Origin of the sequence: Stutzerimonas stutzeri RCH2, from assembly GCF_000327065.1 — a bacterium.
Classification (GTDB): Bacteria; Pseudomonadota; Gammaproteobacteria; order Pseudomonadales; family Pseudomonadaceae; genus Stutzerimonas; species Stutzerimonas stutzeri_AE.
This window is the reverse complement of the sequence record NC_019936.1, coordinates 2715574-2738783: the sequence shown is the minus strand read 5'-3', so window position 1 is coordinate 2738783 and position 23210 is coordinate 2715574. Positions and strand designations below refer to the sequence as shown.

At 61.9% G+C, this 23210-nt stretch carries 23 protein-coding genes; 14 read left to right on the top strand and 9 right to left on the bottom strand.

The annotated features are described in order from the left end of the window. Nucleotides 1–53: 53 nt before the first annotated feature. Both PSEST_RS12470 and PSEST_RS12465 read right to left on the bottom strand, forming a co-directional pair. Complete coding sequence (locus PSEST_RS12470) at nt 54–1091, bottom strand: AraC family transcriptional regulator (RefSeq protein ID WP_015277334.1); 1038 nt, start codon at nt 1089–1091, stop codon at nt 54–56. Beyond that, on the bottom strand, nt 1088–2101 hold the full coding sequence (locus PSEST_RS12465) for a hypothetical protein (RefSeq protein ID WP_015277333.1): 1014 nt from the start codon (nt 2099–2101) through the stop codon (nt 1088–1090). The genes PSEST_RS12470 and PSEST_RS12465 overlap by 4 nt, the downstream gene beginning before the upstream one ends. A gap of 187 nt (nt 2102–2288) precedes the next feature. Here PSEST_RS12465 and PSEST_RS12460 point away from each other — a divergent pair, with 187 nt between their 5' ends. From PSEST_RS12460 to PSEST_RS12440, 5 genes are all read left to right on the top strand, one after another. Beyond that, nucleotides 2289–4319 (top strand): NADPH-dependent 2,4-dienoyl-CoA reductase, encoded by a 2031-nt coding sequence (locus PSEST_RS12460; protein ID WP_015277332.1) that lies wholly within the window; start codon nt 2289–2291, stop codon nt 4317–4319. A 38-nt stretch (nt 4320–4357) separates the two neighbouring features. Continuing rightward, on the top strand, nt 4358–4780 hold the full coding sequence (locus PSEST_RS12455; RefSeq protein ID WP_015277331.1) for a nuclear transport factor 2 family protein: 423 nt from the start codon (nt 4358–4360) through the stop codon (nt 4778–4780). 198 nt (nt 4781–4978) lie between these two features. After that, a complete protein-coding gene (locus PSEST_RS12450; RefSeq protein ID WP_015277330.1) occupies nt 4979–6334 on the top strand; it encodes a hypothetical protein in 1356 nt (451 codons plus the stop codon). Nucleotides 6335–6338: 4 nt separating this feature from the next. Continuing rightward, nucleotides 6339–7280, top strand: coding sequence for a 1-aminocyclopropane-1-carboxylate deaminase/D-cysteine desulfhydrase (locus PSEST_RS12445; protein WP_015277329.1), 942 nt, complete (start codon nt 6339–6341; stop codon nt 7278–7280). 18 nt (nt 7281–7298) lie between these two features. Then, on the top strand, nt 7299–8399 hold the full coding sequence (locus PSEST_RS12440; protein WP_015277328.1) for a cyclic nucleotide-binding domain-containing protein: 1101 nt from the start codon (nt 7299–7301) through the stop codon (nt 8397–8399). A gap of 21 nt (nt 8400–8420) precedes the next feature. Here the strand turns inward: PSEST_RS12440 and PSEST_RS12435 are convergent, their stop codons facing one another. Next, nucleotides 8421–9815 carry an MATE family efflux transporter gene (locus PSEST_RS12435; RefSeq protein ID WP_015277327.1) on the bottom strand — a complete coding sequence of 465 codons (1395 nt, stop codon included), beginning with the start codon at nt 9813–9815 and terminating at the stop codon, nt 8421–8423. A gap of 121 nt (nt 9816–9936) precedes the next feature. Here PSEST_RS12435 and pdxB point away from each other — a divergent pair, with 121 nt between their 5' ends. From pdxB to PSEST_RS12395, 8 genes are all read left to right on the top strand, one after another. Further along, on the top strand, nt 9937–11082 hold the full coding sequence (gene pdxB / locus PSEST_RS12430) for a 4-phosphoerythronate dehydrogenase PdxB (protein ID WP_015277326.1): 1146 nt from the start codon (nt 9937–9939) through the stop codon (nt 11080–11082). An 87-nt stretch (nt 11083–11169) separates the two neighbouring features. After that, nucleotides 11170–13182 (top strand): DNA polymerase III subunit gamma/tau, encoded by a 2013-nt coding sequence (gene dnaX / locus PSEST_RS12425; protein WP_015277325.1) that lies wholly within the window; start codon nt 11170–11172, stop codon nt 13180–13182. Nucleotides 13183–13201: 19 nt separating this feature from the next. Then, nucleotides 13202–13528, top strand: coding sequence for a YbaB/EbfC family nucleoid-associated protein (locus PSEST_RS12420; protein ID WP_003294866.1), 327 nt, complete (start codon nt 13202–13204; stop codon nt 13526–13528). A gap of 101 nt (nt 13529–13629) precedes the next feature. Further along, entirely contained in the window at nt 13630–14229 is a 600-nt protein-coding gene (recR, locus tag PSEST_RS12415) for a recombination mediator RecR (protein WP_015277324.1), read from the top strand. Between the two features lie 144 nt (nt 14230–14373). Then, nucleotides 14374–15363, top strand: coding sequence for an ABC transporter substrate-binding protein (locus PSEST_RS12410; RefSeq protein ID WP_015277323.1), 990 nt, complete (start codon nt 14374–14376; stop codon nt 15361–15363). A gap of 99 nt (nt 15364–15462) precedes the next feature. After that, the gene (locus PSEST_RS12405; RefSeq protein WP_015277322.1) at nt 15463–16209 is read left to right on the top strand and encodes an ABC transporter ATP-binding protein; all 747 of its coding nucleotides are present in this window, start codon (nt 15463–15465) and stop codon (nt 16207–16209) included. Further along, nucleotides 16206–16979, top strand: a complete 774-nt coding sequence (locus PSEST_RS12400) for an ABC transporter permease (protein WP_015277321.1) — start codon at nt 16206–16208, stop codon at nt 16977–16979. Before PSEST_RS12405 ends, PSEST_RS12400 begins: the two co-directional genes overlap by 4 nt. Before the next feature lie 7 nt (nt 16980–16986). Next, entirely contained in the window at nt 16987–17688 is a 702-nt protein-coding gene (locus PSEST_RS12395; protein WP_015277320.1) for a transporter substrate-binding domain-containing protein, read from the top strand. A 27-nt stretch (nt 17689–17715) separates the two neighbouring features. Here PSEST_RS12395 and PSEST_RS12390 read toward each other — a convergent pair whose 3' ends face one another. The 4 genes from PSEST_RS12390 to hemN form a co-directional block, all read right to left on the bottom strand. Continuing rightward, entirely contained in the window at nt 17716–18324 is a 609-nt protein-coding gene (locus tag PSEST_RS12390; RefSeq protein ID WP_015277319.1) for an SCO family protein, read from the bottom strand. Nucleotides 18325–18378: 54 nt separating this feature from the next. Then, nucleotides 18379–18927, bottom strand: coding sequence for an adenine phosphoribosyltransferase (locus tag PSEST_RS12385; protein ID WP_015277318.1), 549 nt, complete (start codon nt 18925–18927; stop codon nt 18379–18381). Between the two features lie 24 nt (nt 18928–18951). Next, nucleotides 18952–19686: a fumarate/nitrate reduction transcriptional regulator Fnr gene (gene fnr, locus PSEST_RS12380; protein ID WP_015277317.1), complete on the bottom strand. Its 735-nt coding sequence runs from the start codon at nt 19684–19686 to the stop codon at nt 18952–18954. Between the two features lie 106 nt (nt 19687–19792). After that, complete coding sequence (hemN, locus tag PSEST_RS12375; RefSeq protein ID WP_015277316.1) at nt 19793–21175, bottom strand: oxygen-independent coproporphyrinogen III oxidase; 1383 nt, start codon at nt 21173–21175, stop codon at nt 19793–19795. 205 nt (nt 21176–21380) lie between these two features. Between hemN and nadE the strand changes: the two genes are divergently transcribed. Continuing rightward, complete coding sequence (gene nadE / locus PSEST_RS12370) at nt 21381–22208, top strand: ammonia-dependent NAD(+) synthetase (protein ID WP_015277315.1); 828 nt, start codon at nt 21381–21383, stop codon at nt 22206–22208. An 18-nt stretch (nt 22209–22226) separates the two neighbouring features. Here the strand turns inward: nadE and PSEST_RS12365 are convergent, their stop codons facing one another. Both PSEST_RS12365 and ccoS read right to left on the bottom strand, forming a co-directional pair. Continuing rightward, complete coding sequence (locus tag PSEST_RS12365) at nt 22227–22943, bottom strand: sulfite exporter TauE/SafE family protein (RefSeq protein ID WP_015277314.1); 717 nt, start codon at nt 22941–22943, stop codon at nt 22227–22229. Continuing rightward, entirely contained in the window at nt 22936–23148 is a 213-nt protein-coding gene (gene ccoS, locus PSEST_RS12360) for a cbb3-type cytochrome oxidase assembly protein CcoS (protein ID WP_015277313.1), read from the bottom strand. The genes PSEST_RS12365 and ccoS overlap by 8 nt, the downstream gene beginning before the upstream one ends. Nucleotides 23149–23210: the final 62 nt, after the last annotated feature.

Genomic DNA, 23210 nt, shown 5'->3' with positions numbered 1-23210 from the left:
CCGGATTGCGCCGAGGATGCGGTCGAGCTCTAACCGATGATCGGCGGGGCGGGTCAGGCTCCGCGCCGCTGGGTGCGCCGGTAATCTCCCGGTGTCTGCCCGCTCCAGCGCTTGAACGCGCGTTGAAAGGCCTCTGCCGACGAGAAGCCGAGCAACCAGGCGATTTCGCCGAACGCCGATTCGGTATCGCGGATATAAGCCATCGCCAGGTCGCGGCGGGTGTCGTTGAGGATCACCCGGTAGCTGCTGTCTTCTTCTGCCAGCTTGCGACGCAACGTCCAGGCCGGCATCTGTAGCCGAGCGGCTATCTGCTGCAGATCTGGCTCCTGCCCCTTGAGCATCGGGCCGAGTATCTGCGCGACGCGTTCGCGCAGGCTGCGCGTGCGGGTGCGTCGTTCCAGCTCGGCTTCGCACAACTCGAGCAGATGCCGCCAGGTGCCGGGGCAATGATCCGGGTTGCGCTGGGCCAGGGTGCGCTGATCCAGCTGCAACTGGTTCGCTTGTGCTTCGAAACATACCGGCCGGCCGAACAGCGCCTCGTAGCGTTGTGCGTAATCCGGCGCCGCAAAGTCAATGTGAATCGCCGTTGGCACTATCGCCTGACCGCTCAACCGGGCGAGCTGCGCGACCCAGCTGGCCAGTACGGTGTCCACCACGAAGCGGTTGTAGGCGTTGTATGGGCTGATGGAGTAGAAGCGTAACCAGGCGCCTGCCGCATCTTCGTGAAAGCTCGAGCTACCACGGTAGTTGGACGCATATAGTGCCTCGTAGCGAATCAGCGCGCGGGCCGCTTCACGCACGGTAGGTGCCTGAGCTGCGGTCAGCCCGGCCAGGCCCAGGTGGCCGGGCTTGCGCAAGCGGCCCATCTCCAGTCCTAGGGCTGGGTCGCCAGCAAGTTGAATGGCTGCATGTCCCAGGCGCATGTAACGAGGAATCGACAGCCGTGCGTGGGGTTCGGCCAGGCGCTCGGCATCCAGTCCGTAGGCTTCGAGAAGCGGCTTCGGATCATGTCCATGGAGCTGCAGCGCCTCGCTGAGGCTGTGCAGAAAACCAACCGACAGATCACCCAGCCGAACGCGCTGGGTATTCATGGATTGTTGCCGAGCCAGTGGTTGTGTATCTGCACCGGAATGCCATGCCCGGGCGGGGCCGGGCGACGTGGAGAGCCAAGCAGGTTCCAGGGTAGTGCGAGAGTTTGTACCGGCATCAGCGTTCGCTCGCCCTGGGTGTCGGGAAGCGTGCTGCCGCAGCTGGACTGCGGATCCGCCAGAGCGCCGGGTATCGCGAGCAGCTTCGCTTCGGCGGGCGTTCGCTCGAGGTAGGCATCACAACCCAGCAGCACCGCCAGCGACCCAGCCGGCGTTTCGATCAGGCGGCGTGGTTCGGGGATCGGGGCGACGCTGTAGCGCCGTTCATAGCGGCTCAGCGCGTGCTTGTATTGCAGCGTACCCAGCGGCTTGCCACGGCCATCGAAGGTCAGGCTGACCTGGCGCAGCGGGCCGTCCCCGACCTTGAGTCGGTCGTTCTCCAGGTAGGGCTCCGGCAGCACGATCGAACCGGCTACAAGCGTCACGCCGAATTCGCTGGCCAGGCCGCCAAAGATTGTCTGGTACTCCTCGGCCATTTGCCGGGCTTTCAGGCGTAGCACGGCGCCGGTGCGGCGATCGTCGCCCTGGTTGCCGGTGAGTGCGCGCAGATAGCTGCCTGGATTGCTGAGTGCCATCCACTGCATGGCGTCGCGCAGGGTGCGAGCCTGCTGGACTTCCGGCTTCTCGCCGAATGCGAACAAGCCCGTACCGACATGTTCCGGCAGCACCACGACGGTGCGCTCGCTGAGCATCCCGGCGTCGGCTGCCTGTTGGAGGTAGGTCCGAAACTTCAGCTGAAGCCTCTCGCGACTCTGGAAGTCGGCGGGTTGCAGGCGCGTTTCGATGCCCAGCAGGTTGCCCTCCGTAGCCGCCCGTCCGCGGCTCTCGATAGGCAGGGTGCGCAGATCGGACAGCAGCGGGCCGCTGCGGCGGTCGTGCGTCCAGTCGAGGTAGACCGCGAGAGAGACGCCGGCAAGAACTGCCAGCAGTGCGATATTCAGATAGGTACGCATGGCAAGAAGGGCTGTGATGGACGCCGACAGCCTAGGTAAAGCGAGCCATATTGCCAAGCGTTTTGCGCAGCAGGATCAAAAAGTTGTCACTTTGGATCATTGAGCGCAGCAGCTGCGCTGTTTATCGTCGCTGCATACCGACCGCAGCCCCATGAGGCTCGGCACTCGTAATGATGAGGACGCACCGATGACCGCTTTCCCGAAACTGCTGGCCCCGCTCGATCTCGGCTTTACCACACTGCGCAACCGCACCTTGATGGGCTCCATGCACACCGGTTTGGAGGAGATGCCCAACGGCTTCGAGCGGATGGCTGCGTTCTTCGCCGAGCGTGCCCGCGGTGGTGTCGGCCTGATCGTCACCGGCGGAGTCGGGCCCAACGAGGAAGGTTCGGTACGTGCCGGAGCCGCCAAGCTCTCGACGCCCGAGGAGGCCGAGGAACACAATATCGTCACCCAGGCGGTTCATGAGGCCGGCGGCAAGATCTGCATGCAGATTCTGCACGCCGGGCGCTACGCCTATAGCCCTCAGCTGGTGGCGCCGAGTGCCATCCAGGCGCCGATCAACCCCTTCACGCCACGCGAGCTGGACGAGGAGGGCATCGAGAAGCAGATCCGTGACTTCGTCAACTGTGCAAGCCTCGCCCGGCAGGCGGGTTATGACGGCGTTGAGATCATGGGATCGGAAGGCTACTTCATCAATCAGTTCCTGGTGGCGCACACCAACCATCGCACTGATCGTTGGGGTGGCAGCTACGAGAATCGCATGCGTTTGCCGGTAGAGATCGTGCGCCGTGTACGCGAAGCGGTAGGACCGGATTTCATCATCATCTACCGGCTTTCGATGCTCGACCTCATCGAAGGCGGCAGCATCTGGGAAGAGGTGGTGCAGCTGGCCAAAGCCATCGAGCAGGCTGGTGCCACACTGATCAATACCGGCATCGGCTGGCATGAGGCGCGGATTCCGACTATCGCCACCAAGGTGCCACGCGCTGCCTTTACCAAGGTCACCGCCAAGCTGCGCGGTGAAGTAAGCATTCCGCTGATCACCACCAACCGCATCAATACACCGGAAGTGGCCGAGCAGGTGCTGGCCGAGGGCGATGCCGACATGGTGTCGATGGCCCGCCCGTTCCTCGCCGACCCGGACTTCGTCAACAAGGCGGCTGCCGGTCATAGCGAGCGCATCAATACCTGCATCGGTTGCAATCAGGCCTGTCTGGATCACACCTTCAGCGGCAAGCTGACGACCTGCCTGGTCAATCCGCGTGCCTGCCACGAGACCGAACTCAACTACATTCCCACCACCACGGTGAAGAAGATTGCCGTCGTCGGCGCCGGTCCGGCGGGCCTCGCTGCGGCGACGATCGCAGCCGAACGCGGCCACCAGGTAACGCTGATCGATTCGGCCGGCGAGATCGGCGGCCAGTTCAATGTCGCCAAGCGCGTCCCGGGCAAGGAAGAGTTCTACGAGACGCTGCGTTACTTCCAGAATCGCCTGCAGGAAACCGGCGTCGAGGTGCAGCTGAATACCCGCGCGACGGTGGAAACGCTGCTGGCGGGCGGTTTTGACGACATCATTCTGGCTACCGGCATCGCACCGCGAATCCCGGCGATCCCTGGCATCGATCATCCGAAAGTGATCGGTTATCTGGATGCGATTCTGGAGCGCAAGCCGGTCGGCCAGCAGGTGGCGGTGATCGGTGCCGGCGGTATCGGCTTCGATGTGTCGGAATACATCACCCATGATGGTGAATCCACCAGCCTGGACCGTGAGGCGTTCTGGAAAGAGTGGGGTATCGATCTCGGACTGGCGGTGCGCGGTGGTATCGCCGGTATTCAGCCGGCTCCGCATGCGCCGAAGCGTCAGGTTTATCTGCTGCAGCGCAAGAAGTCCAAGGTGGGTAATGGCCTGGGCAAGACCACTGGCTGGATTCACCGTACCGGTCTGAAGAACAAGCACGTGCAGATGCTCAATTCGGTCGAGTACCTGCAGATCGACGATGCCGGTCTGCATATCCGCGTGGGCGAGGGTGAGCCGCAGGTGCTGCCGGTCGATACGGTGATCCTCTGCGCCGGCCAGGAGCCGCTGCGCGAACTTCAGGAGGGCCTGGAAGCAGCGGGCGCACGCGTGCATCTGATTGGCGGTGCGGACGTGGCGGCCGAGCTGGACGCCAAGCGCGCGATCAATCAAGGCTGCCGCCTGGCTGCAGCGCTCTGATTCGAAACCCATCGGCCACACTGGCAAGAGGATTAGGTATGGAGAGTGCAATAGTGCTGCAACCGGGCGCCGCGAGTAGCCTGCAAGCCTGGCATCGGATGATCGCCGAGCGTGATCTCAGCCGGCTGCCCGAGCTGTTGCATCCGCAGGCGGTGTTTCGCTCGCCGATGGCCTACAAACCGTACGAAGGAGCGGCGGCGGTCAATCTGATCCTCAATACCGTGCTGCAGGTCTTCGAGGATTTCCGCTATCACCGTGAACTGGCGAGCGCAGAAGGCACAGACGTGGTGCTCGAATTCAGCGCGCGGGTGGGCGATCGCGAGCTCAAGGGCATCGATCTGATTCGGTTCGACGAGGCGGGGAAGATCGTCGAGTTCGAGGTCATGATTCGTCCCATGAGCGCCTTGCAGGCGCTGGGCGACGAGATGAAGCGCCGTCTTGCTGCCCACAGCGCAGGCTGATTTAGCAAAGCTCATCGCAAAATCCGCAGGGCGCTGCGTCGCGCAACGCCCAATGCCGGGATTCGCTGCCAACCCAGTCACATTGCCTGCTTGAACATTTCCCCTAAACTTGCGGCACTAACGGAGCGACGGCATTGGATGGCCGGATCGCTCCGGACAATGCTGGCTCGCTGCTGCGGGCAATAAAGGAAGTCGAGCATGCAGAACAAACCGCAGATGGTCGAAGCCGTACTGTTCTTCAATGAAGGTGCCATCTGCAAGGAAATGCTGTATCCCGAATTCGAGGCGGTGCTCGACGGAGTCGTCGCACTGCCCGAGTTCGCCGATCGCCAGATGCATGCCGTATACGTGATGATCAACCCGCGGCTGCAAGTGCGCGCCGCGGTTTTTTTCTGTCTCGACTTCAATGATGACGGATCCGCCGATGCAGGCTGGAACATTCCGTTGCGCCAGTTGGCCGAGCGCACCGGCCGCGGCCCGGACATGGGCGCCGGCCCGATTCGTCTGGCCTGCCGCAGCCAGTGTCCGGTGTCCTGGCACCAGATGCACATGTGGGACCCGAAGGTCAGCCCCGAGCGCAACGATCTGGTTGTGCTGCGCGAAACCATCAAGCGCAATCAGCTTGGTCTGCTGGTTGAAGATGAAACGCCTCAAGCAGTACCCGCCGAACGTCTGCAGATGGTCGCCGAAGACGCCTGGTATGCCGAAGCGAGCAAGGACGCCGCTGCCAAACGCTCCGAAAGCCATGAACGCGAGCAGCGGCAGAAGGCCGCGCTGCTGATCAAGCAGCAGCGTCAGCGCATTGCCAACCTGGAGCGGTTGCGCGAGGAAGACGCGCTCAAGCTCGAGGCTGCTGCGGAAAAAGAACGCAAGGCGCTGCAGGATGAGATCCGCACGCTGCAGCATCAGTTGCAACAGCAGACGGAGATCAATGCCAGCCTGCATGCGCAGCTGACCGCGCAAGGTGAGAGCTTCCAGAAAGCCCGCGAGGAAATGAGCAAGCAGTTGCGCACCCTTGAGGTCAGTGGTCGGGTCGAGATTGGCGCGGCCCGCGAACAGTTCGAGCACGAAGCTCAGGCGCGTATTGCTGCGGCAGTGGCCGAGTACAAGGAGCAGGTAGCGATCCGCGACGTCGAACTGGCCTATCGCAACGAGCTGGATGCTCAGCTGGAAGAGGAAATCCAGCGGCTGAAGAGCGAGTGTGAGAAGTTGGGTGGTAGCGGCGACCGGGTGCTGGAGGAGCTGTCTCGTCAGGGGGTCGTATTCATGGCGTACCATCCGGGAGCAGGGCATCTGACCATCGCCTTGCAGGATCTCGCCCGCTACCGCGCCAACCCCTTGGCCTACGCTGCAGCCAAGTGCTTCGTCTCCGAGGAGCAATATCGGCAGTGGTTGGAGCATTATCAAAAGCCAGCCTGCGTTGCGACCCTTTCCAGCGGTGAGCGTTGCGCAATGCCGCTGGACAAGGTCGATACGCCGAGCCGTTTCGTGATCGGCGAATCCAACTGCTGCACTCGGCACCGTAAGGAAGACCGGCAGCGCACCGGTAGTTGAGCGTTTGTCTTCATCCCATCCCTTTGATGCTCCGCTGATCCTGCAACCACTATCGCTTGACTGGTTGCAGCGCAGCGGGGTTGAAGTCGCGGTACTACGCCTGGATCTGGTGGATGCCGAGCTATCCGGCAACAAGTGGTTCAAGCTGATAAAGCATCTGGACGCGGCCCGTCGTGCTGGCGCTGAGGGGCTGATCAGCCTCGGCGGTGCGCATTCCAATCATCTGCATGCAGTGGCAGCAGCTGGGCGTCGCTTCGGTCTGGCTACCGTCGGCCTGCTGCGCGGACACGAACAGCAAACGCCGACGGTGGCCGATCTACGTGCCTGGGGGATGGAACTGCACTGGCTTGGCTACGGCGGTTACCGGGAGCGCCACCTGCCGACGTTCTGGGAACCGTGGCAAGCGCGCTACCCGGATTTCTACCCGATACCGGAAGGTGGCGGCGGCTTGCTCGGCGCTCTGGGCTGCGCCGCGCTGGTTCCTGCTTTGCAGGCGGCGCTTGGGTCGGTCGGTTGGGACGACTACGACGCTATCTGGCTGGCAGCTGGTACCGGAACCACACTGGCTGGCCTGGTCATTGGCGAGGCCGGCCGACATCGAGTGTTCGGCGCGCTGGCCGGCCCGCCTTCGCATTCGGTGAGTGCGGATGTGGCGAGACTGCTTGAGCAGGCCGGCGTAGCCGATGGCGGTTATGAGTTGCTGGACGCCAGTCGTGGTGGGTTCGGAAGGTTCGACCAGGAGCTGGCCCGGTTCATCCTGGCGACTGAACGTGACGGTGGCGTGCCGCTCGATCCGATATACACTGCTAAGACCATGATGGCATTGCGCCTTTATATCGAGCGCGGTTATGTTCCTGCCGGTGCGCGGTTGGTCTTCGTCCACACCGGTGGTCTGCAAGGGCGCCGTGCTGCGGAGAGCCAGCTGCAGAAGCTGATTGACGGATAGACGATTGGATTTTCTTGGATGAACAAGCCGCTGCACCCCGACCAGCTGCGCAATCTTGTCCCGCTCGATGGCCTTTCGCCGCGCCAGCTGTGGGAGCTCCGCGTACGGATCGCGCCGCTAGCGCTCGGGGCTGGCCAGGCTCTGCGGCCTGAAAGTGCATCCTCGGCTCGTCACTATCTGATGTCCGGCAGTCTTCTGTTGATCGACCGCGACGGGCAGCAGACACGTGTCGTGGCCGGCTCGCCAGCTGCCCTGCACAGTATCGCCTTGGCTCAGCTGGTTGAAGTTCGCGCTCTGGAGGACTGCCAGTTGCTGACTGTGGACGGCGCAGAGCTGGAGCGGCTGCTGTCCTGGCGTCAGGCCCTTCAGGATGTCTTGCTGCAGCTGTCGATGGATGGCGAAGACGGCGAATGGCTCGAGCGACTGCTGGAAAATCCGCTGTTCGCTCAGGTGCCACCAGCCAACATACGCAGCATGCTGGGCCGTCTTGTGGAGATCGATGCACCGGCTGGCCGAACCCTGATCCATGAGGGTGAGGTGGGTGATTGCTGCTATTTCCTCAAGAGTGGTCGCGCGCAGGTGCTCAAGGCTGTCGGTAGCGGAGAGCAACTGCTGGCGGAACTCGAGGCCGGAGCCTGTTTTGGCGAGGAGGCACTACTCGAGGAACGCCCCCGTAACGCCAGCATAGCCATGATCGAGGATGGGTCCGTGCTGCGGCTTGCGCGTGCGGACTTTCTCGAATTGCTCAAAGCACCGGTGGTAAGCGAAGTCGATCTGGATGACGTGGCCGATCTGCTCGGCTGTGGTGCTCAGTGGCTGGACGTTCGGTTGCTTGACGACTACGAGCAGGGTCATGCCATGCAAGCGTTGCACATGCCGCTGCACTTGCTACGGTTGAAAACCCGCCTGTTGAACCCGCAGCGTCCCTATCTGTGCTATTGCGAAAGCGGTAAGGGCAGTGCCAACGCCGTATTTCTGCTGACCCAGCTCGGCTTTACCGCCTATGCATTGCGCGGCGGGCTCGACGCGCTCAGCGCGGAAGAGCGGGTAGCACTGCTTTGGGAGTGCGGTTCTGGCTACCTTGCCCGCTCTGACGGCAGGATCGAACGCAGTCTCTAGGCCGCAGTATTTACCCGTCACCTAGACTGTCGTCCTGCGAAGCGCAGTTTGGCGACGAATCTCGCGACGTGCGCTGCGAGCCAGGCGCACGCTGAGCAGCAGCGCCGCGCAGCTCAGTCCGGCGATCAACCCCTGCCATAAGCCCGCTGGTCCTGTGGCAGTGCCGAGGTGATCGGTCAGGCCGAGCAGATAGCCCACCGGCAGCCCGATGCCCCAATAGGCGAAGAGCGTGTAGATCATGGTCATGCGCGTGTCCTGATAGCCGCGCAGCGCGCCAGCCGCTGTGACCTGCACGACATCGGAGAACTGAAAGAGCGCAGCATAGAAGAACAGGCTTGCCGCAACTGCGATGACCGCCGGGTCCGGTGTATAGATCCGGGCGATCTGCTCGCTGAACAACAACATCACGCTTGCTGAGAAACAGGCGTAGACCAGTGCCGCGGCGATCCCCACGCCGGCGACGAAACGGGCGTCTCTCGGTGCACTGCGGCCCAGTTCCTGGCCGATGCGTACGGTCACGGCCATGCCCAGTGACAGCGGAATCATGAATATCAGGGAGGTAAAGTTCAGCGCGATCTGGTGGCCGGCAACGACCGTTGCGCCGAGTGCGCCGATCAGCAGCGCGATCACGGAAAAGATGCTGGCTTCGGCGAACACCGCGATGCCAATCGGTACGCCGACTGACAGCAGATGCCGAAGCATCGGCCAGCGCGGCCATTCGAAGTGGGAGAACAGCTGGCTGCGCTGATAAGCCGGTGCTCGTTTTACCCAGACGCTCATCGCTATCAGCATGAACAGCATCACCAGCGCGGTTGACACACCACAGCCAACGCCGCCCATCGCCGGTATGCCGAACTTGCCATAGATGAACACGTAGTTCAGCGGGATGTTCAGCAGCAGGCCGAGGATGCCAATTACCATGCTCGGTCGCGGATGTCCCAGCCCGTCGCTGAAGCAGCGCAGAACCTGGTAAAGCGCCACGGCCGGGAAGCCGCAGGCGACGGCGCGCAGATAGGCCATGGTCGGCTCGATCAACGCCGGCTCGACACGCATCAGGTGCAGCACCGGCTCCGCGTTCCACATCAGCAGCGCGCTGGTCAGGCCGATTCCTGCGCCCATCCACAGCGCCTGGCGGACAAGCGGGCCGATTTCGCCATGGGCTCCGGCGCCGTAACGCTGCGCCACGTTCGGCGTCGTCGCCAGGGTGATACCGCTCAGCAGCAGATACACCGGCACCCAGATCGAATTGCCCAGGGCGACCGCAGCCAGATCGTGCGGGCTGACGCGCCCGGCCATCACGGTGTCGACAAAGCCCATCGCGGTACTGGCCAGCTGGGCGATCATCATGGGCAGGGCGAGAGCGAAGAGGGTGCGCAATTCAAGGCGGACCCGTCTGAGTCTGAGCTCAGTGGGCATCAGGAAACGTTCCGGTTGTATACAAGAAGCGCGCTAGTCTACGCCGCGCACGTTCACTCAGGAAGGCGGCAAAGCAGTGGCAAGCCGTCTAGAATGTGCTTCCCCTCACCGGAGCCGTGTCATGCATATCCTCGCCGATGAAAACATTCCCCTGGTCGATGAGTTCTTTGCCGGGCTGGGTGAGATCCGGCGTATGCCCGGCCGCAGCGTCAATCGCGCGGCACTGGAAAATGTCGATGTGCTGCTGGTGCGCTCGGTGACACGAGTCGATCGAGATTTGCTGGAAGGCACCGCGGTGCGCTTCGTTGGCACCTGCACCATCGGTACGGATCATCTGGATCTCGATTACTTCGAACGGGCAGGCATCGACTGGGCCAGTGCGCCGGGGTGCAACGCGCGCGGTGTGGTCGATTATGTGCTCGGCAGCCTGCTCACGTTGGCAGAGGTGCGTGGTGAGGCGTTGGGGCAACGCCGCTTTGGTGTCGTCGGTGCCGGTGAAGTCGGCGGGCGACTAGTGGAGGTGCTTCGGGGGCTCGGCTGGGATGTGCGCGTCTGTGATCCGCCGCGAGAAGCCCGTGAGACGGGCGGCTTCGTGTCGCTGGACGAAGTGCTTGCCGAATGCGATGTGATCAGTCTGCATACCCCGCTGAGCATGGATGGCGCCTGGCCGACCTTTCACCTTCTCGATCAGCAGAGGTTGTCCAGGCTGCGCCCGGGAGCCTGGCTGATCAACGCCAGCCGCGGCGCAGTGATGGACAATGCCGCACTGTGCGACGTGCTGCAGCAGCGCCCGGACATCGAAGCAGTGCTGGATGTCTGGGAAGGTGAGCCGCAGGTGGATGTGGCGCTTGCCGGGTTATGCCGGATCGCCACGCCACACATCGCCGGATACAGCCTGGATGGCAAGCTGCGCGGTACAGCGCAGATCTATACGGCGCTGTGCATGGCGCGGGGGCTGGAGCCTGTGGTCGAGCTGGCGCATTTGGTGCCCGGTGCGGCACTGACCGAACTGACCTTTGCGTCTTCCGCGGAGCCGGTCGATATGCTGGCGACGCTATGCCGGGCGGTCTATGACCCGCGCCGCGATGATGCAGATTTTCGCCGCAGCCTGATGGGCGATGAAGCGCAGCGCCGCGCAACGTTCGATCTGCTGCGCAAGCAGTATCCGTCGCGACGCGAGATCGATGGGCTGGCGGTGCGTATCGTCGGTAGAAACCCGGCGCTTGAGGCGGTGGTTGCGGCGCTCGGTGCCCGATTGCTGGACTAACCGGCAGATAGAACGCGGCTCGGATGCAATTTCCATCCTGCTCCGCTAGCATTACCCGTCCTCTGCCTTGTCCCCCGCGATGGTGTTATGAGTTATCAGGTTCTTGCACGTAAATGGCGTCCGCGCTCGTTCCGCGAAATGGTCGGCCAGACGCATGTGCTCAAGGCCCTGATCAATGCGCTGGATAACCAACGCCTGCATCATGCCTACCTGTTTACCGGCACGCGCGGCGTTGGCAAGACCACCATCGCGCGGATCATCGCCAAGTGTCTGAACTGCGAGACCGGTGTCAGCTCGACGCCTTGCGGTCAGTGCTCGGTATGCCGGGAAATCGATGAAGGCCGCTTCGTCGATCTGATCGAGGTCGACGCCGCGAGCCGGACCAAGGTCGAAGACACCCGCGAGCTGCTGGACAACGTGCAATACGCGCCGAGCCGTGGGCGTTACAAGGTCTACCTGATCGACGAAGTGCACATGCTCTCGTCGCATTCATTCAACGCACTGCTCAAGACGCTTGAGGAGCCGCCGCCCCACGTCAAGTTCCTGCTGGCGACCACCGACCCACAGAAGCTGCCGGTCACCATCCTTTCCCGCTGCCTGCAGTTCTCGCTGAAGAACATGCCACCGGAGCGCGTGGTCGAGCATCTCACCCACGTGCTGAGTGTCGAGAACGTTCCTTTCGAAGACGACGCACTCTGGCTGCTGGGCCGCGCTGCAGATGGTTCGATGCGCGATGCAATGAGCCTGACCGACCAGGCGATCGCCTTCGGGGAAGGCAAGGTGCTGGCTGCCGATGTGCGGGCGATGCTCGGTACCCTCGATCACGGCCAAGTCTACGGCGTGTTGCAGGCATTGCTCGAAGGCGATGCCAGGGCGTTGCTCGAAGCGGTGCGTCATCTTGCCGAGCAGGGTCCTGACTGGGCTGGCGTACTGGCTGAAATTCTCAATGTCCTGCACCGCGTCGCCATCGCTCAGGCGCTGCCGGAGGCGGTGGACAACGGCCAGGGCGATCGTGATCGCGTGCTGGCGTTGGCCCAGGCGCTGCCGGCCGAAGACGTGCAGTTCTATTACCAGATGGGGTTGATCGGGCGGCGCGATCTGCCACTGGCGCCGGACCCGCGCAGCGGCTTCGAAATGGTGCTGCTGCGGATGCTGGCGTTCCGCCCCGCAGGCAACGATGATGCGCCGCGAACACCGCTAAAGACCTTGGGAGTCAGCCCGGCCACAGCTGATTCCAAGCCTGCAGCGGTGGCCGACATGGTTCCGCTCGGCGTGTCGCCGGCCTCGGCCCCGACCGCTTCCGCTGTTGTGGCTCCGGCACCAGCACCGATCGCGCCGGTCAGTATTGCCGAACCATCTGCACCAGCCGCCTCCGAACCCGCGGTTGCGGCTGAAGTGAAAGCGCCGCTTTCGGTGGAAGAGCAGGCGCCGGCCGTGATCGACGTACCCTGGAACGAGCCTCCGGATGTGCCGCCGGTTGCGGTCGAAGCAGGCGCCGTGCTGCCCGAGCCTGCGCCTGATAGCCCGGATGAGCATGTCGCCTCCGTCGTGCAGGTCGAAGAACCGGACGATGACGAGCCGCCGTTGACCGACGAGGACTACTTCGAGGTCGAGAATCAGGCCGAGGCCTATCTGGACGAGTTGAGCAGTGTCAGCGACGAGCCGGAGCCTGCTGAGCCGCTGCCGGCGGTAGAACCGGCCACTGGTCTCGCTGCCGAGTGGCTTGAGCTTTATCTCAAACTTGGATTATCCGGTCTCACCGGTAGCATTGCCGCCAACTGCACGTTGATTGCGGTTGAAGGTGATCGCTGGCTGATGCACCTCGATCCGGCGCAGAGTGCGCTGTTCAACCCCACCCAGCAGCGGCGGTTGAACGATGCGTTGAATCAGTACCATGGACGCACGCTGCAATTGGACATCGTGCTGCAGAAGCCGGAGCAGGAAACGCCCGCCCAGGCTGCCAACCGCCGGCGTGCCGAGCGACAGCGCGCTGCGGAACAATCGATTCACTCGGACCCTCTGGTCCAGCAACTTATGCAGCAGTTTGCGGCGGTGATCCGCGAAGGCACCATTGAACCCGTAGAACACTCAGAACCCTGATCGAATTGAGGTGATACCCATGATGAAAGGTGGCATGGCCGGCCTGATGAAGCAGGCGCAGCAGATGCAGGAAAAAATGCAGAAGATGCAGGAAGAGCTGGCGAACGCCGAGGTCACCGGCCAGTCGGGCGCTGGTCTGGTCAGTGTCGTGATGAATGGCCGCCATGACGTCAAGCGTGTCAGTCTCGATGACAGCCTGATGCAGGAAGACAAGGAGATCCTGGAGGATCTGATCGCCGCTGCCGTGAATGACGCCGTACGCAAGATCGAGCAGAACAGTCAGGACAAAATGGCGGGCATGACCGCCGGCATGCAGCTGCCGCCAGGCTTCAAGATGCCGTTCTAGTTCATACGACCACCTCGGAAGCTGCCTAACGCCGATATCGGAGCATTCGATGTCAGGCGTGGCAGCTTCTTGCGTTTTTCAGCACCCGCTTCGAGATAGCCATGAGCTTCAGTCCTCTGATTCGCCAACTCATCGACGCCTTGCGCATTCTTCCCGGCGTAGGCCAGAAAACTGCGCAGCGCATGGCCCTGCAGCTGCTGGAGCGTGATCGCAGCGGCGGCCTGCGCCTGGCGCAGGCGTTGGCAAAGGCGATGGAAGGCGTTGGCTACTGCCGACAATGCCGTACGCTGACCGAGGACGACCTGTGTCCGCAGTGCGCCGATCCACGGCGTGACGACTCGCTGTTGTGTGTCGTGCAGAGCCCGGTGGACGTGTTTGCCGTCGAGCAGACCGGTTTTCGGGGGCGTTATTTCGTGCTCAAGGGACACCTGTCACCGCTCGATGGCCTGGGCCCGGAAGCCATCGGTATTCCCGAACTGCTTTTGCGCGTTGGCGAGGGGGCGTTCACGGAGGTGATCCTCGCCACCAACCCAACGGTCGAAGGCGAAGCCACGGCGCACTACATCGCCCAGATGCTGATTCCAAAGGGCCTGACCATCAGCCGAATCGCCCACGGCGTGCCCCTGGGCGGTGAGCTGGACCTGGTCGACGGTGGCACGCTGGCCCATGCACTGGCAGGGCGCAAGCCGATCAGTCTATAACCTCAGGCGCTGACCTTATGCCTCCTCGGTAGTGCCGTTTCTTGTTTGGTTCGGGTAAAGTTCTAAGCCATAAAAGTTATATAACCAGATCGAATATAATCCTTCGATCTGGTTATATGCATTGGCTATCCGATCGAGGTCAGAATGAAAGCAAAGCTTTGGCTGGTTCCTGCTCTTGTGCTCCTGAGCGCGTTCGCCCAGGCGCAAGAGAAGTTCAAGGTTGGCTACATCCGAGTGATGGATGATGCTCAGGCGATGGTTGCGCATGAGGCCGGGCTGTACGAGAAGCACGGCCTGAACGTCGAGCTGATCGAGTTCAGCTCCGGCACCGATCTGATCAAGGCCATTGTTGGCGGGCAGCTGGATACCGGTGTGTTGGGCTTTACCAATGCGGTGGCCTGGGCGTCCAAGGGTGCGGACCTGAAGGTGGTAGGCGGCGCGCAGCAGGGTTATCACTCGATTCTGGTAAGGGAAGACACGAATATTCAGGATGTCGCGGGCCTGAAGGACCGCACCCTTGCTTCCCAGCGCGAAGGCAGCACGGCCGACGCGGTTCTGCGCGGTGTGACCTTGAAGAGCGCCGGCCTCAAGCCGAGCGATGTCAACATCATGGGTGTCAGTCCTGCGGTGGCGGTGCAATCGCTTGTATCCGGCCGTGTCGATGCGGCTTTCCTGTTCGAGCCTTATGACCGTATCGCGCAACTGGTGGCACCGGTCCGTCAGGTCTATGAGATCGGGGAGGTATGGCCATTCCCTTGCATGGTGGTGATCACTTCCGGCGAAACCCTGGCCAAGCGCAAGGACGCTGTCTGGAAATCGCTGGACGCCCAGCGCGAAGCTATCGAGATGCTCGACAAGCAGCCAGCCGAGGCGGCCAAGCTGATTGCCAGCTACTTCATAGCCGAGCCGACCCTGAAGACGCTCAAGCGTGGCGAGCTGCCGCGTGAAGTTGTAATCGAAGAAGCAATCGGCACCCAGACCTTCAGCGCGAAGCTCGACGCGAATGACCTCGCGCGTATCCAGGAGCTGGCTGACATCCTGCAGGAGCAAGGCTCGCTGAAGACCCGTGATGGCAAGTCGTTCGACACCAGTGCGATCCTCGATCTGACCTGGCAGGAAGCGCGCGAACTCTAAGCGGTTTTCGGTTCGGTATCATCAGGGCCCGGCTTTTTGCCGGGCCGTTTACCCCGCCCGCATTGCCGGGCAATTTCGTTTCTGGATTTGCGGATTTTTATGCAGCTCAGGTTTGAAGATGTAGACAAGCGCTTCGGGCAGCTCGAAGTCATCAAGGGCTTCAGCGGCGAATTCGCCCAGGGCGAGCTGGTTGCCCTGGTCGGACCCTCCGGCTGCGGTAAATCGACCCTGCTGCACCTGGTGGCGGGGCTGGAGAAGCCCAGCGCCGGACGCGTGCTTGCCGACGGCAAGCCGATCGCCGAGCCGAGTCCGCGACGCACCCTGGTCTTTCAGGAGCACGCGCTGTATCCCTGGCTGAGCCTGCAGGGCAATGTCGCCATGGCGCTCGAACTGCAAGGCGTCGCCAAGAGCAACGCGTTCGAGCAGGCCCAGAGCTGGCTAGAGCGCGTTGGGTTGAATGGATTCGAGCATTACTACCCGCATCAGGTATCTGGCGGCATGCGTCAGCGCACGGCTTTGGCTCGCGCCTTCATCGCCAAGCCAGAGGTGCTGCTGCTGGATGAGCCGTTCGGTGCGCTCGATGCCTTGACCCGTATGGCATTGCAGGACGTGTTGCGCGAGCTGATCGAGGAGCATCAGCCTACCGTGCTTTTGGTTACCCACGATGTCGACGAAGCGCTTTACCTGGCCGATCACGTGCTGGTGTTCAGTGCACGGCCGACGCGCGTGCTGAAAACCTTCAACTTCACGCATTGTGAGAAGAGCCACGACCTGTCGGATTTCGCTGCCGAGCGTAAGGAAATTCTCAGCCTGCTGGGCATCAAGACGGAGGTAACGCACCCATGAGCCAGGCACGTCGCCTTACTGGGCCCAAGAAGTACCTTGCCGTCGTTCTGGCCATCCTGTTCATCCTGCTGATTTGGCAGGCTGCAGCCTGGAGTCTGCCGGCCTTTCTGATGCCTGGCATTCCAACCGTCTTCGAGCGCCTGGTTACCACCGTCCAGCAGCCTGAGTTCCGCGAAGGGCTTTATGGCAGCATGAGCCGGCTTGGTAGTGGCTACAGCTTCGCCCTGTTGTTTGGCATTGGTTTCGGTCTGGTCGGAGGTGTGCTGTTTTTCTTCCGCGAGATTCTGCGTTCGGCCATCGTCATCCTGCAGTCGATTCCGTCGATCGCCTGGGTGCCGCTGTTCCTGATCGTGATGGGCTTCGGCAACCTGCCGATCATCGTCGTCGTAGCCCTTGCCGCCTTCTTCCCGATGGCGCTTTCGGTGATGAATGCCACGGAGAGCGTGCAGCCGGTGCATGTGTCTGCCGCGCGGGTAATGGGAGCGTCGCGCTGGCAGCTGCTGCGGCGTGTCTACCTGCCAGCCGTGATGCCCGAACTGATCACGGGTGCGCAATTGGCGTTCGGTAATGCCTGGCGGGCGTTGATCTCCGCGGAGATGCTGATCGGTTTCGGTCAGGGGCTCGGCCGCTCGCTCGCCTATTCGGGCGAAATTGCCGACATGGTGGGTGTGATGATGAACATTCTGGTCATCGCCATCCTCGCCACGCTGATCGATCAGGTGGTACTGGAGAAGTTCAAGCAACGCATGTTGCGTTACCAGTACGTCTGAGGCCCCTGTGTCCAGGTTTTTGTGCGTCGCTCTTTGTCTGGCCTTGCTCGGCCCGACGGCGTTGCTCGCAGAGCCGCTGCGGGTTCAATTGCCCCAGTTCCGGGCACTCTCCAGCAGCGAAACGGAGAGCTTCGAGCTGGCGTTGCTAGAGCGGGTGGCTGAGGGCCTTGGACGTCTCGCTTCGCCTGTAGCCTCGGCGCAAGACGCTGATGTGCGCGTGGTCGAGGCTGACCCCGCCAAGGCTGCCATCTACTATCGCGCTGCGCCCGCCGCGCTCAGTGCCACGGAAGGCGGTCTTGGTGCCTGGTCCGATTTACAGGGACAGTTGGTCTGTGTCAGCCGAGATAGCCCACATAGCGAGATTTTGCGTACTCGCTTCGCTGCACGCCCACATGAATATCCGAGCACGGCGCATGCGCTCATTGGTCTCAAGCTCGGCGAATGCCGTGCGGTAGTCGATGACGATGTGTTGTTGAAAGAGATCGCCACCTTGCCAGAGTGGCAGCTCTACAGGCATCTGTTGCCAGCGCTTACCGATGCCAAACGGCATTTAAGCCTGGCTACGGATGACTCAGATCTGCAGCAGCAGATCAATACGTCGCTGACACAGTGGGAAGCGGACGGGCAACTGGCTGAGCTGACCCGGCAATGGGTCGACGAGGTGGCGTTCCAGGCCTATGTACTGGCTGATACGTTGGACTGCCACTGATTTTTGCGGAACGGCTTCGACGGTAAATCAGCGCTCTTTGTCTAGTACCTGCGGCAACATCTCGCGCAACCCATCCAGCTTCAATGGCGCGCGAATGTGCCCGCGCAAACTGCCATTCGGTGCCACCAAAGCCAGGTTGCCGCTATGGCTGACACTGTAATCGCCCTCAGTTTCGCTGGCTGGAACGAAGGGGAGCCCCAGGGCTTTGGACAGCTTTTGCAACTGGTCCATGTCTCCGGTCACGCCAACGAAGCCTGCACGGTAGTAGCTCAAGTAGGTCTTCAATTGTTGCGGTGTATCGCGCGCAGGATCGGCACTGAGCAATACCAGCTGCACCCGCTCGCGGGTGTCGGCGGGCAGCTGGCTTAGCAGCCGGCGCATGTCGCTCAAGGTAGTGGGGCAGATGTCAGGGCACGCCGTAAAGCCGAAAAATAGAATGTGCCAGCGCTCCTGGAGTGACGCGCTGGTGAATGGCTGGCCATCCTGATCGACCAGCTCAAATTCGGGTATGGCGCGTTCGCGCGGCAGTAGCAGGAGGTTTGCCTGATCCAGCAGTGTGTCGCGATCAGATGCGAAGGAGGGCGAGACGCAAGCCAGAGCAAGGATGAGCAGGCTGCGCTGAAGCATCGTAAACACGAGATATTTCCTTCAGATCGCGTCGAGTAAAGCCGGATCGGGCGGAGCTCGTCGTTAGCGGTCGCTCAAGGCAAAGGCGGTCAGGGTAAAGGTGGGAATGCCCATATCCTGGAGCTTTTGCGACCCGCCCAGTTCTGGCAGGTCAATGATCGCAGCCGCTTCGTGTATGTGCGCGCGCATGCGTCGGACCAGTTGCGCAGCGGCGATGAGAGTGCCACCCGTGGCGATCAGGTCATCGAACAGCAGCACCGAATCACCCTCGCACAGGCTGTCGGCATGAATCTCGAGATGAGCCTCTCCGTATTCGGTGCAATACGCCTGGGACAGCACATCCGCCGGCAGCTTGCCCTGCTTGCGGAAGAGGACCAGTGGCTTGTTCAGTTCGTACGCGAGAATCGAGCCAACCAGAAAGCCGCGGGCGTCAAGGGCGCCGATATGCGTGAACTCGGCTTCAACGTAGCGCTGAATAAAGCTGTCGGCAACCATGCGCAGCGCTTTCGGTGATTGGAACAGCGGTGTTATGTCACGGAATACCACGCCTGGACGGGGGAAATCCGGCACCGGGCGTATCAAGGTCTTGATGCTGAACTCATCGAAGATCATCGGACTGCTCCAAACGCGGTGAACTCAGACGTCCATGGCGCCGCCGGCAAGGGCGCACAGACCGATGGAATCGAGGATGCGTACCTCCTTGCCTTCGGCCTCGAGCAAGCCGTTCTGCTGAAACCGGGTGAACACGCGCGAGACGGTTTCGACTGCCAGACCCAGGTAATTGCCAATCTCGTTGCGTGACATGGGCAGGCGGAACTGGTTCGCCGAGAAACCCCTTGCACTGAAGCGCGCAGAGAGGTTGATCAGGAAGGTCGCAATGCGCTCATCGGCGGTTTTTTTCGACAGCAGTAGCATCATTTGCTGATCGTCGCGGATTTCCCGGCTCATGATGCGCATGAGCTGACGACGCAACTGCGGCAGCAGCACGCTCAGCTCGTCGAGACGCTCGAAGGGAATCTCGCAGACTGAGGTGGTTTCCAGTGCCTGGGCCGTGACCGGATAGCTTTCGGTATCCATGCCGGACAACCCCACCAGCTCACTAGGCAGATGGAAGCCGGTGATTTGCTCCTCGCCGCCATCGGTCACGCTAAAGGTACGCAGCGCACCGGAGCGTACCGCGAATACAGAACTGAAAACGTCACCCTGACGGAATAGGGTTTCACCTTTTTTCAGCGGACGGCCACGCTTGACGATGTCATCCAAAGCGTCCATGTCGTGCATGTTCAGTGACAGGGGCAGGCAGAGCCCGGAAAGGCTGCAATCCTTGCAATGGGCTTGCCGCTGCGCACGGACCTTGATCGATTCGGACATAGATGGCTTCCTGGAAACCTGGTTATAGCGCGCAAGGTTAACTCAGGACGTCTGCGATGGCCAATCGGCTAGAGCGTCGCAGGACTGGCAGAGCAGAAAAAGTTCCCTAGATCACGCGCGAAAAACCGTGATTGGTATGCTCAGGCAGATAGTGATCAAAAAGCATGCAAATTGATCTGACCAAAAGACGCCCGGCTGGCTGGATCAGCAGGTGGGAATCACTCAGTTCGATCAGGCCGTCCGCCGACATTTGCTCCAGCATTGGCCATGCGTCGGCGAAATACTGGCGGAAATCGACTGCGTAATCGCGCTGGAGCTGCTCGAAGCCGAGGGCGAAGTCGCAGATGAGCGACTGAATGACCGCGCGGCGGATGCGATCATCCTGATTGCAGCGCAACCCCCTTGCGGTGGCCAGCTGGTTCTGGTCCAGACGTTGCTGGTAGGCCGCTATGTCCGACGCGTTCTGACAATAGAGATCGCCGACCTGGCTGATCGCTGAAACCCCCAGGCCCACCAAATCGCAATGGCCGTGGGTGGTGTAACCCTGGAAATTTCGTTGCAGGCTACCGTCTTCCTGCGCCATCGCCAGTTCATCATCTGGCAGGGCGAAGTGGTCCATGCCGATGTAGCGATATCCCGCATCGGCAAGCAGCATGATGCTCTGCTCGAGCATGCGTAGCTTCTCGCTCGGCGCGGGTAGGTCCGCGGCATTTATGCGCCGCTGTGGCGCAAAGCGTTCGGGTAGGTGGGCATAGTTGAATAGCGACAGCCGATCGGGCTGCAGATCAATGATCGCCTCGACCGTTTTGCCGAAACCTGCCGGGGTCTGTAGCGGCAGACCATAGATCAGGTCCACGTTCAGCGAGCGGTACTGCAGCGTGCGGGCCGCTTCGATGATGGTGCGCGTCTGCTCGAGCGTCTGCATGCGGTTGATAGCGCGTTGTACGTCCGGGTTGAGATCCTGAACGCCAATGCTGATGCGGTTGAAACCGAGCTCGCGCAGCAGGCCGATGGTAGGCCAGTCGGCCTCACGCGGATCGACTTCGACGCCGAAATCGCCGTGGTCGTCATCCTGGAGGTGAAAATGCTGACGCAGATGGCTCATCAGCCGGCGCAGTTCGTCATGGCTGAGGAACGTGGGCGTGCCGCCACCGAGGTGTAGCTGCTCCACCACCTGATCCTTGCTCAGGTGGCAGGCGATCAGCTCGATTTCTTTTTCGAGGCGCTCCAGATAGGGCAGTGCGCGGCCCCGATCCTTGGTGACAATCTTGTTGCATGCGCAGTAATAGCAAACGTTTGCGCAGAACGGCAGGTGGACGTAAAGGGACAGCGGGCGTGACGCCTGACGGCTGCTGCGCAGCGCATGCAGCAGGTCGAACGAGCCGATCCTGTCATTGAACTGGGCCGCGGTCGGGTACGACGTATAGCGCGGGCCAGCCTGATCGTAACGACGGATCAGGTCGGAATCCCAGCGAATGGAGTCGAGCATGTGCGTTCCCGGTCATGACGGCGGTCGCTGGATTTTAGGGGCAGGGCCCTGCGGCAGACTTGACCTGTATCAAACTTGATCCGACGCTAGCGCGCTGGGCCAGATCGGTGCCGACAGCCGGAGGGATCTCGCTGATTCGTGGTCAGATGATCATGCAGTGTCTTGTTGTTTCTGCAGAGCCTTCATATCAACAGAGGAGAGTTTCATGCACAGCCGCCAGCAGGAAATCGCAACCGCGCTCAAAGTCTGCGCACCATTCAGCGGGCCGGAGTCGGTACAGGCTGAAATTGATCGCCGAGTGAGCTTCATCCAGTCGTGCTTGCGCGAGTCGGGCCTGAAAACCCTGGTGTTGGGGATCAGTGGCGGGGTCGACTCAACCACTGCGGGCCTGCTGGCGCAACGAGCGGTCGCTGCTATGCGCGAAGCGGGAGAGGGAGACGACTATCGTTTCATTGCCGTGCGCCTGCCTTATCAGGTGCAGCGCGACGAGCATGAAGCCCAGATGGCGGTGGATACCATCAAGCCCGACGAGTGCCATACCGTGAATATCGGCACTGCCGTGCTGGGGCTGGCGGCGGCCACGCAGGCGCTCGACCCGCTGAGCCCTGCGCAGCGTGATTTCGTACTGGGGAACACCAAGGCACGGATGCGCATGGTTGCTCAGTACACCATCGCCAATGCTCGACAGGGCCTGGTTATCGGTACCGACCATGCGGCCGAGGCGGTGATGGGCTTCTTCACCAAATTTGGTGATGGCGCGTGTGACCTGACCCCGCTTGCCGGCTTGGTCAAGGATCAGGTTCGGCAGATTGCGGCAGCACTGGGTGCTCCGGATCAACTGGTGCACAAGGTGCCCACCGCCGACCTCGAGGAGCTCTCGCCAGGCAAGCCCGACGAGGCCGCCCATGGCGTCAGCTATAGCAACATCGATGATTTTCTACAGGGCAAGCCAGTACCGGACGAGGCCGCCCGAATCATTGTCGAAACCTACGACAAAACGGCGCACAAGCGGCAGTTGCCCAAGGAGCCCTGATGCCTCGCCAGCGCTACCCTAGTGCGCGTGCTGCCCGTGTGAAGCCACCGCGCCATGCCCCATCAGCCACTGCTGGTGCGGGCCGGGCAGCGTCCACAGGCCGAAAAGAATCACCATCACGCCGCCGATGACCCGTACGCCACGCTTGCGTAACAAGGCGGTAAGCCGCTCGGCAGCCAGGCCTGTGGCAAGCAGTACCGGCCACGTGCCGACGCCAAAGGCCAGCATCAGCATTGCGCTATCCAGCGCATCGCCCTGGCTGGCCGACCACAACAGCGTGCTATAGACCAGGCCGCAGGGCAGCCAGCCCCACAGCGCACCCAATAGCAGGGCGCGCGGCACGCTGGTGACAGGCATGAAGCGGCTGGCGACGGGCTGGATATGGCGCCAAAGGCCTCGACCTAAGGCCTCGATGCGCGTCAGCCCGCTCCACCAGCCCGCCAGATACAAGCCCATGGTAATCAGCAATAGCGCGGCAACGACGCGCAGCGCCATCGCTGCGGGACTGTTGGCAACCGCCCAGCCCGCCAGGCCAATGAGGAAGCCGGCAAGGGCATAGCTCGATACGCGACCCAGGTTGTAGGCGATCAACAGGCGAAGGCGCTTGGCGCGCTGATCAGCCGGAATGGCCATGGTCAGCGCACCCATCAGGCCGCCGCACATGCCCAGGCAATGACCGCCCCCGAGCAGGCCTAGCACGAATGCGGACAGCAGCAGCGGCGCCAGCTCACTCACCGTTGCGTTTCCGTTGCTCGGTTTCCGGGTTTTTCTGTAGTTCGGAGCCGGTAGGCTTCTGCGGCTCCTCATCATCGAACAGGATGCTATGGGCGGGCCCGTCGAGATCGTCGAATTGCCCGCTGTTCACGGCCCAAAAGAATACCCAGATCGCAACGGCCACCAGGACCACCGCAACAGGGATGAGGATATACAAAGCGGCCATCAGAACCTCCAGGATCCGAAGCGAAGTCTTCAGCTGCGATTACTGTGCGGCAGTGGCGTCAA

Bases quoted from the DNA above. Each gene is read 5' to 3' on its own strand.
- PSEST_RS12400 (WP_015277321.1), top strand. From the start codon at position 16,206: ATGAGCCAGGCACGTCGCCTTACTGGGCCCAAGAAGTACCTTGCCGTC.
- dnaX (WP_015277325.1), top strand. From the start codon at position 11,170: ATGAGTTATCAGGTTCTTGCACGTAAATGGCGTCCGCGCTCGTTCCGC.
- fnr (WP_015277317.1), bottom strand. From the start codon at position 19,686: ATGTCCGAATCGATCAAGGTCCGTGCGCAGCGGCAAGCCCATTGCAAG.
- PSEST_RS12420 (WP_003294866.1), top strand. From the start codon at position 13,202: ATGATGAAAGGTGGCATGGCCGGCCTGATGAAGCAGGCGCAGCAGATG.
- recR (WP_015277324.1), top strand. From the start codon at position 13,630: ATGAGCTTCAGTCCTCTGATTCGCCAACTCATCGACGCCTTGCGCATT.
- ccoS (WP_015277313.1), bottom strand. From the start codon at position 23,148: ATGGCCGCTTTGTATATCCTCATCCCTGTTGCGGTGGTCCTGGTGGCC.
- hemN (WP_015277316.1), bottom strand. From the start codon at position 21,175: ATGCTCGACTCCATTCGCTGGGATTCCGACCTGATCCGTCGTTACGAT.
- PSEST_RS12405 (WP_015277322.1), top strand. From the start codon at position 15,463: ATGCAGCTCAGGTTTGAAGATGTAGACAAGCGCTTCGGGCAGCTCGAA.
- pdxB (WP_015277326.1), top strand. From the start codon at position 9,937: ATGCATATCCTCGCCGATGAAAACATTCCCCTGGTCGATGAGTTCTTT.
- PSEST_RS12440 (WP_015277328.1), top strand. From the start codon at position 7,299: ATGAACAAGCCGCTGCACCCCGACCAGCTGCGCAATCTTGTCCCGCTC.
- PSEST_RS12470 (WP_015277334.1), bottom strand. From the start codon at position 1,091: ATGAATACCCAGCGCGTTCGGCTGGGTGATCTGTCGGTTGGTTTTCTG.
- PSEST_RS12410 (WP_015277323.1), top strand. From the start codon at position 14,374: ATGAAAGCAAAGCTTTGGCTGGTTCCTGCTCTTGTGCTCCTGAGCGCG.
- nadE (WP_015277315.1), top strand. From the start codon at position 21,381: ATGCACAGCCGCCAGCAGGAAATCGCAACCGCGCTCAAAGTCTGCGCA.
- PSEST_RS12460 (WP_015277332.1), top strand. From the start codon at position 2,289: ATGACCGCTTTCCCGAAACTGCTGGCCCCGCTCGATCTCGGCTTTACC.
- PSEST_RS12450 (WP_015277330.1), top strand. From the start codon at position 4,979: ATGCAGAACAAACCGCAGATGGTCGAAGCCGTACTGTTCTTCAATGAA.
- PSEST_RS12465 (WP_015277333.1), bottom strand. From the start codon at position 2,101: ATGCGTACCTATCTGAATATCGCACTGCTGGCAGTTCTTGCCGGCGTC.
- PSEST_RS12435 (WP_015277327.1), bottom strand. From the start codon at position 9,815: ATGCCCACTGAGCTCAGACTCAGACGGGTCCGCCTTGAATTGCGCACC.
- PSEST_RS12455 (WP_015277331.1), top strand. From the start codon at position 4,358: ATGGAGAGTGCAATAGTGCTGCAACCGGGCGCCGCGAGTAGCCTGCAA.
- PSEST_RS12385 (WP_015277318.1), bottom strand. From the start codon at position 18,927: ATGATCTTCGATGAGTTCAGCATCAAGACCTTGATACGCCCGGTGCCG.